17 protein-coding genes are annotated in these 14,825 nt (G+C 55.9%); 3 read left to right on the top strand and 14 right to left on the bottom strand.

The window, feature by feature from the left end; genetic code table 11:
• The first annotated feature begins 17 nt into the window (after positions 1 to 17).
• Both FE845_RS16845 and FE845_RS16840 read left to right on the top strand, forming a co-directional pair.
• The gene (locus FE845_RS16845; RefSeq protein ID WP_200367287.1) at positions 18 to 563 is read left to right on the top strand and encodes a nucleoside 2-deoxyribosyltransferase; all 546 of its coding nucleotides are present in this window, start codon (positions 18 to 20) and stop codon (positions 561 to 563) included.
• Positions 556 to 1,053 (top strand): MOSC domain-containing protein, encoded by a 498-nt coding sequence (locus FE845_RS16840; RefSeq protein WP_200367285.1) that lies wholly within the window; start codon positions 556 to 558, stop codon positions 1,051 to 1,053. The genes FE845_RS16845 and FE845_RS16840 overlap by 8 nt, the downstream gene beginning before the upstream one ends.
• 17 nt (positions 1,054 to 1,070) lie before the next feature.
• Here FE845_RS16840 and FE845_RS16835 read toward each other — a convergent pair whose 3' ends face one another.
• Positions 1,071 to 1,373, bottom strand: a complete 303-nt coding sequence (locus FE845_RS16835; protein ID WP_200367283.1) for a hypothetical protein — start codon at positions 1,371 to 1,373, stop codon at positions 1,071 to 1,073.
• A 118-nt stretch (positions 1,374 to 1,491) separates the two neighbouring features.
• Between FE845_RS16835 and FE845_RS16830 the strand changes: the two genes are divergently transcribed.
• On the top strand, positions 1,492 to 2,670 hold the full coding sequence (locus tag FE845_RS16830) for a DUF4268 domain-containing protein (protein WP_200367281.1): 1,179 nt from the start codon (positions 1,492 to 1,494) through the stop codon (positions 2,668 to 2,670).
• A gap of 424 nt (positions 2,671 to 3,094) precedes the next feature.
• Here the strand turns inward: FE845_RS16830 and FE845_RS16825 are convergent, their stop codons facing one another.
• The 13 genes from FE845_RS16825 to urtA form a co-directional block, all read right to left on the bottom strand.
• Complete coding sequence (locus tag FE845_RS16825; protein WP_200367279.1) at positions 3,095 to 3,670, bottom strand: HupE/UreJ family protein; 576 nt, start codon at positions 3,668 to 3,670, stop codon at positions 3,095 to 3,097.
• 44 nt (positions 3,671 to 3,714) lie between these two features.
• A complete protein-coding gene (gene ureG / locus FE845_RS16820; protein ID WP_200367277.1) occupies positions 3,715 to 4,353 on the bottom strand; it encodes an urease accessory protein UreG in 639 nt (212 codons plus the stop codon).
• Positions 4,354 to 4,522: 169 nt separating this feature from the next.
• Complete coding sequence (locus tag FE845_RS16815; protein WP_200367275.1) at positions 4,523 to 5,215, bottom strand: urease accessory protein UreF; 693 nt, start codon at positions 5,213 to 5,215, stop codon at positions 4,523 to 4,525.
• Positions 5,199 to 5,699: an urease accessory protein UreE gene (gene ureE / locus FE845_RS16810; protein ID WP_200367273.1), complete on the bottom strand. Its 501-nt coding sequence runs from the start codon at positions 5,697 to 5,699 to the stop codon at positions 5,199 to 5,201. The genes FE845_RS16815 and ureE overlap by 17 nt, the downstream gene beginning before the upstream one ends.
• Positions 5,700 to 5,719: 20 nt before the next feature.
• A complete protein-coding gene (gene ureC / locus FE845_RS16805) occupies positions 5,720 to 7,423 on the bottom strand; it encodes an urease subunit alpha (protein WP_200367271.1) in 1,704 nt (567 codons plus the stop codon).
• Positions 7,420 to 7,737, bottom strand: coding sequence for an urease subunit beta (locus FE845_RS16800; protein ID WP_200367269.1), 318 nt, complete (start codon positions 7,735 to 7,737; stop codon positions 7,420 to 7,422). Before FE845_RS16800 ends, ureC begins: the two co-directional genes overlap by 4 nt.
• Positions 7,738 to 7,747: 10 nt before the next feature.
• Complete coding sequence (gene ureA, locus FE845_RS16795; RefSeq protein WP_200367259.1) at positions 7,748 to 8,050, bottom strand: urease subunit gamma; 303 nt, start codon at positions 8,048 to 8,050, stop codon at positions 7,748 to 7,750.
• A gap of 172 nt (positions 8,051 to 8,222) precedes the next feature.
• On the bottom strand, positions 8,223 to 9,146 hold the full coding sequence (locus FE845_RS16790) for an urease accessory protein UreD (RefSeq protein ID WP_200367257.1): 924 nt from the start codon (positions 9,144 to 9,146) through the stop codon (positions 8,223 to 8,225).
• Positions 9,143 to 9,841, bottom strand: coding sequence for an urea ABC transporter ATP-binding subunit UrtE (gene urtE / locus FE845_RS16785; protein ID WP_200367445.1), 699 nt, complete (start codon positions 9,839 to 9,841; stop codon positions 9,143 to 9,145). Before urtE ends, FE845_RS16790 begins: the two co-directional genes overlap by 4 nt.
• A 17-nt stretch (positions 9,842 to 9,858) precedes the next feature.
• A complete protein-coding gene (urtD, locus tag FE845_RS16780) occupies positions 9,859 to 10,683 on the bottom strand; it encodes an urea ABC transporter ATP-binding protein UrtD (protein ID WP_200367246.1) in 825 nt (274 codons plus the stop codon).
• Positions 10,680 to 11,804: an urea ABC transporter permease subunit UrtC gene (gene urtC / locus FE845_RS16775; RefSeq protein ID WP_200367244.1), complete on the bottom strand. Its 1,125-nt coding sequence runs from the start codon at positions 11,802 to 11,804 to the stop codon at positions 10,680 to 10,682. The genes urtD and urtC overlap by 4 nt, the downstream gene beginning before the upstream one ends.
• Before the next feature lie 3 nt (positions 11,805 to 11,807).
• The gene (gene urtB / locus FE845_RS16770; RefSeq protein WP_200367242.1) at positions 11,808 to 13,412 is read right to left on the bottom strand and encodes an urea ABC transporter permease subunit UrtB; all 1,605 of its coding nucleotides are present in this window, start codon (positions 13,410 to 13,412) and stop codon (positions 11,808 to 11,810) included.
• Between the two features lie 100 nt (positions 13,413 to 13,512).
• Complete coding sequence (urtA, locus tag FE845_RS16765; protein ID WP_200367240.1) at positions 13,513 to 14,811, bottom strand: urea ABC transporter substrate-binding protein; 1,299 nt, start codon at positions 14,809 to 14,811, stop codon at positions 13,513 to 13,515.
• Between the last annotated feature and the right edge of the window lie 14 nt (positions 14,812 to 14,825).

The raw sequence follows: 14,825 nt of genomic DNA, 5'->3' as shown, positions 1-14,825 counted from the left end.
GGAGAACCTGTGTTCACATGACAACACCAAAACGCATCTACCTCGCCGGCCCAGAAGTGTTCTTCCCCGCCGAAGAACACAAAGCCATCGTAGCCGAGAAAAAGCGCATTCTTCAGGAAGCCGGATATGAAGGCGTGGACCCGCTAGACACCGCCCTGACGTTTTCAGAACACGAAGCCAAACCCGCACACGGCCACCGAATCTACCTGGCCAATCGCGACCTGATGGACAGCTGCGATGCCATCATTGCCAACCTCACGCCTTTTCGGGGCATCAGCGCAGACCCAGGCACCGTGTTTGAAGTCGGCTACGTGATTGGTCAGGGCAAACCGGCTTTCGGGTTTACTCTAGACAGCCGGAACTATCGGGACCGCGCCGGAGCCACCGACCAAGATGAACACGGCCACGCCATTGAGGACTTCGAAATGAGCGACAACCTGATGATCGAGGGTGGTATTCTGGAATCCAGCGGCCAGCTATTGGTGGCAGAACAACCTGGGGAACATCGATTTTTCTCGGCGGAGCTATTTCGCAACTGCGTGCGAGCACTGGCCCATGCCTGAACCAACTCCACTCCAAATCCTGCTAGACACCCTCCCCCAGCGCGGACGCGTGGAATGGATTGGCATCCGCCCCGCTCGCGGAGAACCAATGCAGGCGCTCGACCGCGTCGCGATCACCCCGGGCACGGGTTTAGAAGGCGACCGATTCGCTGGGCGCGAAACCAGCAAACGCCAAGTCACCCTGATTCAGCAAGAACACCTCCACACCATTGGCTCCTTCCTTCAGCGAGAAGCCATAGAACCCGAAGTGTTCCGGCGCAACATCGTAGTTTCTGGCCTGAATCTGCTGGCGCTGAAAGGCAAAACGTTTCAAATTGGCGGCGTGGTGCTGGAATACACCGGCCAATGCCACCCCTGCAGCAAAATAGAAACAACACTTGGGCCGGGTGGCTATAACGCCATGCGAGGGCACGGCGGGATTACCGCGCGAGTGGTTGAAGGGGGCGAGGTTGCTCTGGGAGACGAGGTGCAGGCAATGCTCTCACCTTAGCTAGCCCGAACAGCACCCTAGCGAACGAGAGGGTAAGCCGCCCTCACCTGTCCCATCACAATGCGGGCATCTTCCGGTTTCAAACTATATTTACGCAACTGTGGCATGACCATAGCGCCGACGTTTTTGCAGCGGGAAGGATCAATGCCGTGTTTCGTGAACACATCGGCAATGGCTTGAGGCGAAGCATCTGGGCTGGCTTTGAGCAGTTTGCCGATTTCGATGGCGCAGGCTTGTTCGGTGGGATCGGTGTTTTGTTTGCTGCGCCAGATTAGGTAGGCGGTGATGGCGGCGAAAAGTCCAATGATCAAAAGCTTCATATAATAGCACCTATGCTTCGGGCAGTGACAAGCATAATAGTTCCAAGGTTCCGACCTGTTAAGTCCTGCGGCGGTGGACTAGGATAGCAAGCAAACTCAGTAAAACAGGATTGGAACCTTGCGGGCTACCCCCTTTCTCATACATGACAATTCCGATACTCGGCCTCTTCTTCGTCTGGCATTTAATGAGGGCTTTTCAGAACAGTGGCTGCAGGAACAGCTATTCAGAAACCCGCAAAGCCTTCCGTTTGGCGAGATCAATCCCGGATATCGAGAAGTCGTTCCCCTGTGCATGGAAATGAATACCGGCGCAGGCCCTATCGATATTGTCTACGTGACGCCGCAGGGCAAACTCGTCATCGTAGAGACGAAACTGTGGAGAAACCCCGAAGCCAGACGAAAAGTGATTGGGCAGATTCTGGATTACGCAAAGGAACTGCAAAACTGGAGCTATTCAGACCTTCAAAGGGAAGTCTCCCGCAGGACCGGTGAGAAAGGAAATGTCCCGTATGAATTAGTCCGGAGCCAGTATCCAACCACTGAAGAAGCAGAATTCGTTGACGGTGTCAGTAACTCACTCGCACAGGGCGACATCATGTTGGTGATAGCCGGCGATGGGATCAGAAGCGACACCCAAGCAATGATTCAGTACCTCGACAACACAGCGAACATGAAGTTTACGCTGGCGGTGATTGAAACGGCGGTCTATCAAACTGAAGATAAGGACCTGACCTTCGTTCAACCGCGTACATTATTTAAAACCAAGGAAATTCCGAGAACGGTTTTTATCGCTGATTTTGGCGAACAACCAGTACCATCGATTGGCACATCAAATACGCGCAATCCGCTCAATGATCAATACGAAATCTTTTGGCGCCGTTTCTTGTCTGAACTCCGGTTAGACGACCCCGAGCAACCGATAGCGAATCCTGTCCCCAAGGGAAATGTTACGTTCCCGATGCCCCCTGGCGGAGGAACGGCATGGATCACGCTTTACTTTTTCAAAGCCTCCTCCGAAATTGGTTGTTTTCTGCGCATCCGAAAATCAGAAGACACCAACTGGCTTTATCAGACATTAAAGGACGAAGCCGAAGCCATCAAAGATGAGCTGCCGTTTTCTTTTCAATGGGATGATGACAATCAAAAGATTAAAGCGAGCAAACGAATCAAGGCCGAATGGCCTCCAGTGAACCTACCCGAAGTTGAAACGTTTTTTACCCAACACATCAACGCATTCGTGAACGTCTTCAAACCGCGCTTGGAGCGTTATCTAAACCAGCAATCTGATGCACTTTAACTCCGTTAATCGCAGTCAACTTCAGCAACGTCCTTCGTCTAAGCATCTTGGCTGGCTTTAAATAAAGTTCCGATTTAGATAGCAGTGGCTTGTTCGGCGAAATCTATATTTTGTTTGCGACGCCAAACCAACCAGACGGCGAAAATCGCAAGAATTAGGGATTTAATAGAAAATTCATAGATGGGCTGTTTGGAGAATTATGAAATACGAGAGATTGAAAAAATTCGGCATCAGTTCTGAGGTATCCATCGGCCGTCATCCATAACAGTCAGTGCTCTTTTCTGTATTGCTCTACGGTTGAAGATATACTATCTCAGCGCGTTCTGTCTGCCCCTATTGCAGCAATCCATGTTGTTATGCCAAAAAAAGCTGTGCGGCCATCCCGCACAGCTTTCTGTTTTACTCTTCTTTTGAGCCAACGCGATTACCCTACCGCCAGCACAACTCCAGTAGCAGCAACCACCCCGCCCAGCACTCGCCCAAACCGGTTATCCGTTCTCTGCAACAAAGCACCAAGCCCCCGGCCCACAAACGTAAGCGCCAATGTGGCGATGGAGAACCCAGCCAGATAAGCCACCAACGCCGCGCCAGCCGGCATTTCAGTGCCGTGAGCAAAGCCGTGGAATACCATAAATGCAGCAACCAATGTTCCGCCTACAGCGGTCGGTAGTTTGGCCATAGTGGCGATCAGGATACCGGCCAGCAGCACCGAAAGTGCAATACCGGTTTCAACGCCAGGCAGGCTCATGCCGCCCCAGACAATGGCTGCGCCAAGGATCATGCCGCCGATCACGAACAGGGGTGTGCTGTTTTTCAGGGTGGCGGACTGGCGCACGCTCCAGAACCCAATAGCGGCCATGGCTAGCAGGTGGTCCAGGCCAAGCATCGGGTGTAACAGGCCGCTGATGAATCCACCTTCAGCATGGCCGGGGTGGGCCATTGCTGAGGCGGAGGCGGCCAGCAGCGCGGCGGCGGTAAGGAGTTTGGCTGTGAGTTTCATGGTATTTCTCCTGGTGGTTCTGGATTCGTTCGGATTCGGTTAGCTCAGGCTGGTTCTGCCAGTTTTTCGGGGCGTCTTTCCGGCAGCATGCCCCGCTCCAGAATGAAGCTGATGATCGTCTCCAGCCCTACTCCGTCGTACAGGTTGGTGAACACGAAGGGGCGTTCGCCGCGCATTTTCTTGCTGTCCCGCTCCATCACGTCGAGGGAGGCGTGTACCTGTTCGGCAATGTCGATCTTGTTGATGATCAACAGGTCGGATTTGGTGATGCCGGGGCCGCCTTTGCGGGGGATCTTGTCGCCGGCGGATACGTCGATCACGTAAAGGGTGAGGTCGCTCAGTTCCGGGCTGAAGGTGGCAGAGAGGTTGTCACCACCGGATTCCACCAGCACCAGTTCCAGGTTCGGGTGTCGATTCTGTAGGTCGTCGATGGCCGCCAGGTTCATGGAGGCATCTTCACGAATAGCAGTATGCGGGCAGCCGCCGGTTTCCACGCCGAGGATGCGGTCGGCTGGCAGGGCGTCGTGTTTCAGCAGGAAGTCGGCGTCTTCACGGGTGTAGATGTCGTTGGTGACTACGGCGATGTCGTAGTGGTCTTTCAGGGCCTTGCACAACTGGCGCAAGAGGGCAGTTTTTCCGGAACCGACCGGGCCGCCGACTCCAACTCTCAAACAATGCTTCATGGCTTTATCCTCTTATCTTCAGGCTCCGAGTCTGCTGCGGTCAGTAAGTCCTTCCGGGACGCGCTGTAAATACATCCCTGTACGCTTGACTGCAGCATCCATGCTGCAGACAGTCCCGGAAGGACTTACTGACCGCCGCTCCAGACCTCGGAGTGAATGTCTTTATGTTTCAGCTTCTGAAAAGCCGCGAATACTGGGTTTCGTGTAAGGCGCTGCCGAGGGCCAGGCCGGGCAAAACCGGGCCAAGCTCTTCGTCATCCCGCTGCAGAGCGATCTCTACGGCGGTTACCAATAAGGGGCGCATGTGTTCGGTTATGCGCTGGGCGGCGGTGTGGCCGAGGGGTAGTGCTTTGCAGGCAACCGCCAGCTGGTTTTCCAGCCAGGCCCAGGCGAAGCCGATTAAAGTCTGGCGCTCGGGTACTTTCCGATAATGGGCCACCCAAGCGAACATGGTGATGTATCCGGGTTCGTCTGGAATCAGCTTTGCATCCGGCAGCAAGCCGAGGTTGCGCAGCAGGGTGACCAGCGCCGCACCAAGGCGGGTGTCTTCGTCACTCAGTTCTGCGGTTTCCCGGGTGGCGTGCAGCCAGTCGTTCCACTGGGCGATGGCGTCGGCATCCCCGGCTGCCCAGGCACGTTGCAGGCGCACCAGTAACGGTAGCTCGCAGCGGCTCAGGCCGTCTTCAAGCACGCCTTCCAGCCATTGCTGTAGCTCTGCTTCGTTGTTTACCCAGACCAGTTCAAAGGCGCTTTCCAGCCCTTGCGACCAGGCAAAGGCACCTATGGGCAGCGCGGGGCTGACAAGTTGCATCAGGCCCAGCAGTGCCAGATCGCCTGATGCGGCGTTAGTGGGAGTGAGCATGGTGATGGCCGTGGCTATGGCTGTGGCCGCCGCCGGCTTTTCCGGCCTGCGCATAAGCACCCGGTTCGGGATCGAAGGGTGCTGTGTGGCGAACAAGCACGGCGCCTAACCGCTCAGCCAGTTCTTCAAGAACGTGGTCTGGCGGAAAGCGAATCCAGCTGCCCAACTCATCTTCACCTATGGCGAGGGATACATGGCGATTACCAAGGTGGTAGCACAAACGTGCCAACGGTAGGCCGCCATTTATACGTGCGGTTACTACGGGCTCTTCCGCAGCGCGGACGCGGATAACCTCGCCGGTTTTGGCTTGCAGCAGGTCGCCGTCGCGCAATACCGGGCCACGGTCCAGAAACAGGCCAACGTCCTGGCTGGTTTCTGTGGTGGCGCGTAACCGGCCCCGCATGCGCAGCTCGTAGGGCAAAGTGAGGTTGTCTAAAATTTCAGTGGTTTCCACATTGGTGATGCGTTTGATCAGTTCCAACATAGGGTTCTCCGGCATCCAGCTCAGAATAAGTGGTAGCGTTGCGCCAGCGGCAGTTCGGAAGCTGGCTCACAGGTCAGCAGTTCGCCGTCTGCGTGCACTTCGTAGGTTTGTGGGTCTACGGTCAGGTGCGGGCAGGCATCGTTCAGTTTCATATCGCTTTTGCGCACCTGCCGCACGTTGGTGCAGGCAGAGAGCGGGCTGTCCAACCCAAGTTCCTCCCCAATACCGGCTGCCAGCGCCGCCTTGCTAACAAAGGTCAGGCGGGTGGCACTGGCGGCTTTACCAAAGGCACCGAACATGGGGCGATAGTGCACTGGCTGCGGCGTGGGAATCGACGCATTGGGATCGCCCATGGGCGCAGCGGCAATCATGCCTCCCTTGATGATGCAGGCGGGTTTCACGCCGAAGAATGCCGGGCTCCAGAGCACCAGGTCCGCCAGCTTGCCCACTTCCACTGACCCCACATCGTGGGCAATACCGTGGGTGATGGCGGAGTTGATGGTGTACTTGGCGATGTAGCGTTTAGCGCGGAAGTTGTCGGCACCCAGATCTTCGTCTTCCGGCAGCAGACCGCGCTGGGTTTTCATCTTGTGGGCCGTTTGCCAGGTGCGGCAGATCACCTCCCCTACCCGGCCCATGGCCTGTGAGTCGGAGGAGATCATAGAGATCACGCCCATGTCGTGAAGGATGTCTTCCGCCGCGATGGTTTCCCGGCGTATGCGGGAGTCGGCAAAAGCAACGTCTTCCGGAATGTTGGGATCCAGATGGTGGCAAACCATCAACATGTCCAGATGCTCGTCGATGGTGTTCACCGTGTACGGCCGCGTGGGGTTGGTGGACGACGGCAGCACATAGGGTTTGGAACAGGCAGTGATGATGTCCGGCGCGTGGCCGCCGCCCGCACCTTCGGTGTGGAAGGTGTGAATGCAGCGCTCTTTGAATGCCGCCAGAGTATCTTCCACAAAGCCGGATTCGTTCAGCGTGTCGGTGTGGATGGCCACCTGTACGTCGTATTTATCTGCAACGGTCAGGCAGTTATCAATGCTGGCCGGGGTGGTGCCCCAGTCTTCGTGCAGCTTGAGGCCAATGGCACCGGCTTTGATTTGCACTTCCAGCGCTTCCGGCAGGCTGGCGTTACCCTTGCCCAGAAAGCCGATGTTCATGGGCAGGCTGTCTACTGCCTGCAGCATTTTACCCATGTGCCAGGCACCGGGTGTGCACGTAGTTGCGTTGGTGCCGGTTGCCGGGCCGGTGCCGCCGCCCAACATGGTGGTCACGCCGCTCATCAGCGCTTCTTCTACCTGTTGCGGGCAGATGAAGTGTATGTGGGGGTCGATGCCACCGGCGGTAAGAATTTTGCCTTCCCCGGCGATGATTTCGGTGCCGGGGCCGATCACTATATCGACATCTGGCTGGGTGTCTGGGTTGCCGGCTTTACCAATAGCGGCAATGCGCCCTTTCTGGATACCTACATCCGCTTTAACGATGCCCCACCAGTCGAGAATCAGGGCGTTGGTGATTACTGTGTCCATCACTGCATCATCGGCACGCTGGCTCTGGCCCATGCCGTCGCGAATAACTTTGCCGCCGCCGAATTTTACTTCTTCTCCGTAATGGGTGTGATCTTTCTCGACTTCAATCCACAGCTCGGTATCACCCAGCCGCACGCGGTCGCCCACGGTGGGGCCGTACATGTCAGCGTATGCTTGCCTTGATATTTTCATTCAGGGCCCTCCAACTTGCCCATCACATCGCCACGGAAGCCATAGATCTCGCGATTGCCTGAAAACGGAATTAGGGTGGCTTGCCGAACCTGGCCCGGCTCGAAGCGAATCGCGGTGCCCGCAGCTACGTCCAACCGGTACCCCTTTGCTTGATTACGGTCGAAAAGCAAACCGGGGTTGGCTTCGGCGAAGTGATAATGGGATCCGATCTGAATAGGGCGATCGCCAGTGTTGGCCACATCTAATGAGATGCGCGGTCGACCGGCGCACAGTTCTATGTCGTCGTCTTTGAGTTGGTATTCGCCGGGAATCATGGCGTGTTCCTCAAACAATCGGGTTGTGGACGGTGACAAGCTTGGTGCCGTCCGGGAAGGTGGCCTCCACCTGCACTTCCGGGATCATGTCGGCGATCCCATCCATGACGTCTTCGCGGGTCAGAATGTCCGCGCCGCTACTCATTAACTCCGCAACGGACCGCCCCGCTCTGGCGCCTTCCATGATTTCAGCGCTGATCAGGGCAATGGCTTCCGGGTAATTCAGTTTCAGGCCGCGGGCTTTGCGACGCTCGGCCAGCAGCGCTGCGGTAAATAGCAGCAGCTTGTCTTTATCTCTAGGTGTCAGTTCCATTTTGTCCTCCGTTTAACTCGTATTTCTTGGCAGGCCGATACCAAATGCTTATGAACTGAGCGGGGCAAACCGTCCGGGGATGTCAAAAACAGGGATGTTTTTGTCAAGCGTACAGGGACGTATTCACAACGTGCCCCGGACGGTTTGCCCCGCTCTGTTCTTACACCAAATTTCAGGTCAGCCATATTCGAGGCACCATGGCCGGCTGGCCGGTGAGTCTTGGCCTCAGCAGCTCCCAGGCTTGCTGGCATAGCGCCCAGGCTTCGTTTCTCTCCTGCCCTAGATAGCGCAGCAGCACTACGCCACGGCGGCGGGTGACAGCCCAGCGATGGTTGGCGGGCAGGATTTCTCTGAGTTCTTCTAGGGCAGCGGCTTCGTCTTCGAGGCCGACCACCCAGAGGGTTGCCTGTACGGTAGCGCCGCCCTGACCCCAGTGGCCTTTGAAGCGGGGGTGCGCGGGGTCCATCAACTGGCGTTCGAGCCACAGAGGGCGGCCGTTCATTAGCAGGCGAAAGCGCTGTTCCAAGTAGCCGGAGACAAACGGCAGATTGCTGGCTGGCCGGCCAAGGGCGAGAATTTCCCAGCCGATACACTTTGCGCCGGTTTCCAATTCGATGGTCGTGCTCTGCTGACCTTTGGAGCCGTCAAAGGCGAGCGTCTCCTGAGGTAAGTATTCGAGGATGCCGTTGTTAGCAACCTGCAAGCGGGTGTGCTGGCCCCAGCCAACTCCATGGCTGTCAGCCTTGTAAAGCTTTGCCGCTGCTGGCGTAGTCAGTAGCACGTGTGCACTCTTTCCCACCGAAGCATCGATGCGAAGCTCATCGCCACTCACTAGCCCACCTGGTGGATGCAAAAGGTACACGTGGCAGCAGCCATTACGCCCTTCCGGATAAAACGGTCGCTGCACTCTGAGAGGGCCGTGATGTTTTCGGTGCGCCAGACGGGTAACGGCTTTGCTCCCAACACTGTCCTTCGTGCCCTCTCGCACTTCAAAACCAAGTGACAAGCTAGCAGCCCAGCGGCGCTCCAGATCGAAGCGGTGCCCTGATTCGTAACCTGATTGCCGGTAATCATCTAGCCGCTGAATAGCTGTCATACCGTGAGATGCTTCTTGATGAGCTCATCAGTCAGGCCCGCAATTTCCCCTTCTGCCACTCGGCGACCGCGATCAAGAATGGCGAAACGATCTGCGTACTTGCGGGCAAAAGGCAACTTTTGCTCCACTAGCAGCACGGTTAGGCCGTCCTCCTCTATCAATTTGCGGATAACCTCGCCAATCTGGGTGACGATGTTTGGCTGAATACCTTCCCCCGGCTCATCGAGAATCAACAAGCGGGGCTCGATCACCAGTGCACGGCCAATGGCGAGCTGTTGTTGCTGCCCACCAGAAAGGTCGCCACCGCGGCGGTGGCGCATTTCTTTTAGTACCGGAAACAACTCGTACACTCGTGCTGGGATTTTGTTGCTCCCGTCTTTACGCACGGCCAAGCCTGTGCGTAGATTCTCTTCTACTGTGAGCAGCGGGAAAATCTGCCGTCCCTGAGGTACATAGCCAATACCAAGTCTAGAGCGATCTTCAATTCTCTTTTTAGTAAGCGCCACGTCGTGGGCAAACTCCATGCTGCCGCTTTTGGTGGGTTCCTCGCCCATGATGCATTTCATCAGAGTTGTTTTGCCCACGCCGTTGCGGCCCATCACGCAGGTGCACTGGCCTTGGGGCACCTCCAGTTCCAGATCCCACAGCGTGTGGCTTTCGCCGTAATACTGGTTAAGCTTGTCGATTTTCAGCATCGCGCTTTCTATAAGCATTAGGCTTCCTCCCCGAGATACACCTTGATTACATCCGGGTGGCTGGACACCTGATCCATCGAACCTTCCGCCAGCACACTGCCCTGATGCAAAACGGTCACTTTGCGAGCAATCGAGCGCACGAAGCCCATGTCATGCTCCACAACCACCACGGATTGCTTGCCAGCAAGACTGGTGAGTAGTTCGGCGGTGCGTTCCATCTCTTGTTCTGTCATACCGGCTACCGGCTCATCCACCAGCAACAAACGCGGCTTCTGCATCAGCAACATGCCGATTTCCAGCCACTGTTTTTGGCCGTGAGAAAGAATGCCAGCGAATGCCTGACGCAGCTCTTTAAGACCAATCAACGCCAACACTTCATCAATGCGATCCCGGTATTCGGGTTTCATTTGGGCCGTTAAGGTTGGGAAGACCCGCTTGTCCGCTGCCATGGCCAGCTCCAAGTTTTCAAATACCGTTAACGCTTCAAACACCGTAGGTTTCTGAAACTTTCGCCCTACACCTAGAGAGGCAATGTCTGGTTCACTTTTTGTAAGCAAGTTGTGGCGGCTGCCAAACCACACCGAGCCGGTGTCAGGGCGGGTTTTGCCTGTGATGATGTCCATCATGGTGGTTTTACCTGCACCATTCGGGCCGATGATGCAGCGCAGTTCGCCATCGTCGATGGTGAGGTTGAGATTGTTGATGGCTTTGAAGCCGTCAAAGCTCACACTCACATCTTCCAGATATAAGATAGGCCCGTGCCGCACATCTACCGGGGACTGCGCGGGCGCAAGAAATTCAAATACCCGATCCCGATTGGTCAATTCCTGAAAAATACTCATGCGATAGCCTCATGTGCGGTGGGCGGTTTGTCGGTGTTATCGGCTTTCTTGGTGCGGAACAGCAGGCCTGCGATACCTTTGGGCAGGAACACGGTAACCAGAACAAACAGGCCACCTAGAGCAAAGAGCCAAGCGTCTGGCATGATGCCGGTGAACACGGTTTTGCCGTAATTCACCAATATGGCGCCGATAACAGCACCGTAGAGAGTGGCGCGGCCACCGAGTGCCACCCAAACCACTACTTCAATAGAGAACAGCGGCGAGAATTCACTGGGGTTGATAATGCCCACCTGAGGCACATAGAGCGCACCCGCCACACCGGCGAGCATGGCGGAGACCACAAACACGAACAGCTGCACCCGCTCCACCCGGTAACCGAGGAAGCGTGTGCGTGCCTCGGCATCCCGGCAGGCCACACTCACGCGGCCCAACTTGCTGGTCACAATGCCGCGGCAGATCACATAACCGATGGCCAGTGCGATGCCCGTAGCGATGAACAGACCGAGCCGGGTGGCATCAGTGCGCAGATCAAAGCCAAGAATGTCTTTAAAATCGGTCAGGCCGTTATTGCCACCGAAGCCCATCTCATTGCGGAAAAAGGCCAGCATCAGTGCGAAGGTCAGCGCCTGGGTGATGATGGAGAGGTACACCCCGGTTACCCGGGAGCGGAAGGCGAGGAAGCCAAACACCAGAGCCAGAAGGCCCGGGGCCAACAGCACCATGATGAAGGCGAACCAAGCCATGTCGAAACCTAGCCAATACCAGGGCAGTTCCTGCCAGTTCAGAAACACCATGAAATCCGGCAGCACCGGGTCGCCATACACGCCGCGATCTCCTATCTGGCGCATTAGATACATGCCCATGGCGTAACCACCGAGCGCGAAAAAAGCGCCATGGCCCAGACTGAGAATACCGAGGTACCCCCACACCAAATCGACCGCCACCGCCAACAACGCATAACACAGGTACTTGCCCAACAGCGTAACGGTGTAGGCGCTTACATACAGCGCGCTGTTCTGCGGCATGAACACATGCAGCACACTCACGATCACAAGAGAGGCGAAGAGCACACCCAAAAAAATTCGAGTTGAACGTTCCTGCAAAGGTCTCATTAACCACATAGCTTAACCCTCTGCCGCACGGCCCTTTTGGGGGAAGAGTCCCCGGGGGCGCTTTTGAATGAACAAGATAATGAACACCAAGACTAGAATCTTGGCGAGCACTGCACCGGCCCAAGGCTCCAGAAGCTGGTTAAGGGTGCCAAGCGTCATGCCCGCCAGCAGGGTGCCCCAGAGGTTACCCACGCCGCCGAATACCACCACCATGAAGGAGTCGATGATGTAGCTCTGGCCCAGATTGGGGCCAACGTTGGTGATCTGGGAAAGGGCAACGCCGGCCAGCCCCGCCACGCCGGAACCCAGCGCGAAGGTTAAGATATCCACTCTCGTCGCCTTGATGCCCATAGAGCGAGCCATGGCTCGGTTCTGGGTAACTGCGCGCACTTCCAGCCCGAGGCGAGTCTTGCGCATAATCAGCATCAAACCTGCGAACACCACCAGCGCAAAGCCGATCACGTACAGGCGGTTTAGCGTTAACGACAGTGCTTCATTGATCATCACTGAGCCGCTCATCCAGTCCGGAGTGATCACGGTGCGGTTCAGCGGTGAGATGAGGGTGCGCACAAGTTGCTGCAGAATCAGGCTGACACCAAAAGTCGCCAGCAGGGTTTCCAGCGGTCGGCCTTTCAGGTGCTGGATCACCGTGCGTTCTATGGCGATGCCCGCCAGTGCCGCCACCAGAAATCCGGCGGGAATAGACAGAATCAACGCCAAACCGGGCTGGCCGGGCAGCAATTGCTGCATGCCCCAGGTGGTGTAGGCACCCAGCATCATAAGTTCGCCATGGGCCATGTTGATGACGCCCATCACGCCGAACGTGATCGCAAGTCCAATGGCAGCCAGTACCAGAACGGAGCCGAGGGACAACCCGAAATACAAGGTCTCGGCGGCGCGGTTTAGTTTCAGCTTTCGTTCAATGCTCGCCATGGCCCCTGTGGCTGCGGCTACCAGAGCGTCATCGTCGCTGCGCATAGCTTGCTGCAGAGCAGCTCGGGCTTGTGAGTTGAGACTGCCGGAAAGAGTGGCTACAGCAGCAATGTCCCCCTGCTCTTCCACTTTATAAATAGCCAGAGCCTCGGCGAGTGCCGCCCGAACGGAGTCACTTTGTTCGTTACTCATCCATTCAGGAAGCTGCTCGGCCAGCGCGTCATCTACGCCACCTTTAAGAGCACGGGCAGCGGTTAAGCGGATTTGCTCTTCCGGGCTATTCAGATCAATCACCGAAAGAATGCTTTCAAGCTCCTTGCGCAGCGCGTTATTAGCACGAATGGTGTCTATATCGCGACGCGACATTTCACCGAGACTTTTGCCGGTGAGCGCACTTTCCACGGTCCAGTCACGGCCCCGGTTATCCAGCACGATAATGAATTGTCCGCTGGATTCGATACGCCCTAATTTGTTGTTGGCGAACGACTCAAGCCAGCCTCGCGCGCGTTCATCACCACTACCGGCGATCTGGCTGACCACCTGTTTCTTTTGCGCGAATGAAGAGTCTGCCAGTGCGGTGAGCATCTGTTGTGCATCTGTGTCTTCTACTTGCGCATGCGAAAGGCTTGAATAAAGTAGAAAGCAGGCGAACATCAGATGACTGAGCAGTCTAAAGGTGCTCATCGTTGATTCCTGTTCGGTTAAGTAAGAGATTACATGCAGCGGTAAAAAAGCGGACGAGGAGAAACCCTCGCCCGCGAAACGGAAAAGCCCGCTTCAAACCTTACTCGGCAGCAACTTTCGCTTGTCCACCGCAGGTTCCTGAAACCACATTGAAGTTTCCGCAGAACAGCGGTTTGCGCCAGTCACTGATCAGATCTTTGGAGCCTGGAAGGAAATCAGACCAGGCATCGCCCGCAACAGTAGACGGCGTTTCCCAAACGATTGAGAACTGCCCGTTGTCCTGGATTTCGCCGATCAGCACCGGCTTGGTGATGTGATGGTTAGGCATCATGGTGGCAAAGCCACCGGTGAGGTTAGGAACAGAAACGCCGATGATGGCGTCTTTCACTGCATCCACGTCAGCAGAACCCGCCTTTTTCACGGCCTCAATGTACATATTGAAGCCGATGTAGTGGGCTTCCATGGGATCGTTGGTCACAGCACCTTCATTATCGGAGTAGGCAACCCAAGCATCGATGAAATCGTAGTTGGCATCGCTCTCCACGCTCATGAAATAATTCCAAGCCGCCAGATGCCCGACCAGAGGGCCAGTGTCTATACCAGACAACTCTTGCTCACCCACGGAGAAGGCCACTACTGGGATGTCTGCAGCATCTATACCCTGATTACCCAACTCACGATAGAACGGCACATTGGCATCGCCGTTGATGGTGGAGACCACTGCAGTCTTCTTACCTGCCCCACCAAATGCCTTAATGTCGGAAACAATAGCTTGCCAGTTGGAATGACCAAATGGCGTGTAGTTAATCATGATGTCTGCAGCCGCCACGCCTTTGCCCTTGAGGTAGGTCTCAAGGATTTTGTTGGTGGTGCGAGGATAAACGTAATCTGTACCGGCCAAAACCCAGCGCTCAACACCGATATCGTTCATCAGGTAATCGACCGCCGGAATGGCTTGTTGGTTGGGTGCGGCTCCTGTGTAGAACACGTTCTCGGAAGATTCTTCACCCTCGTACTGAACCGGATAAAACAGTAAGCCGTTTAGCTCTTCTATCACGGGCAGTACCGATTTACGGGAAACCGAGGTCCAGTTGCCAAAGATTACGTCTACCTTTTCTTTTGCTAGCAGCTCACGTGCCTTTTCCGCAAACAGAGGCCAGTTGGATGCAGGGTCGACAACCACAGGTTCAAGCTTGCGTCCCAGTACGCCGCCAGCGTCGTTCTGCTTTTGAATCAGCATTAGCATGGTGTCTTTCAGGGTGGACTCACTGATCGCCATGGTGCCGGAGAGGGAGTGCAGAATGCCGACCTTGATAGGGTCTTCCGCAGCAACGGAGCTGAAAGAGATGGAGAGTGCCAGTGCAGACAGTCCTAGCTTCACATGTTTTTTGATGCTCATTTCATCGTCCTTTG

The organism is Marinobacter sp. 1-4A (genome assembly GCF_016597725.1).
Classification (GTDB): domain Bacteria; phylum Pseudomonadota; class Gammaproteobacteria; order Pseudomonadales; family Oleiphilaceae; genus Marinobacter.
This window is presented reverse-complemented; position numbering and strand designations above follow the sequence as displayed.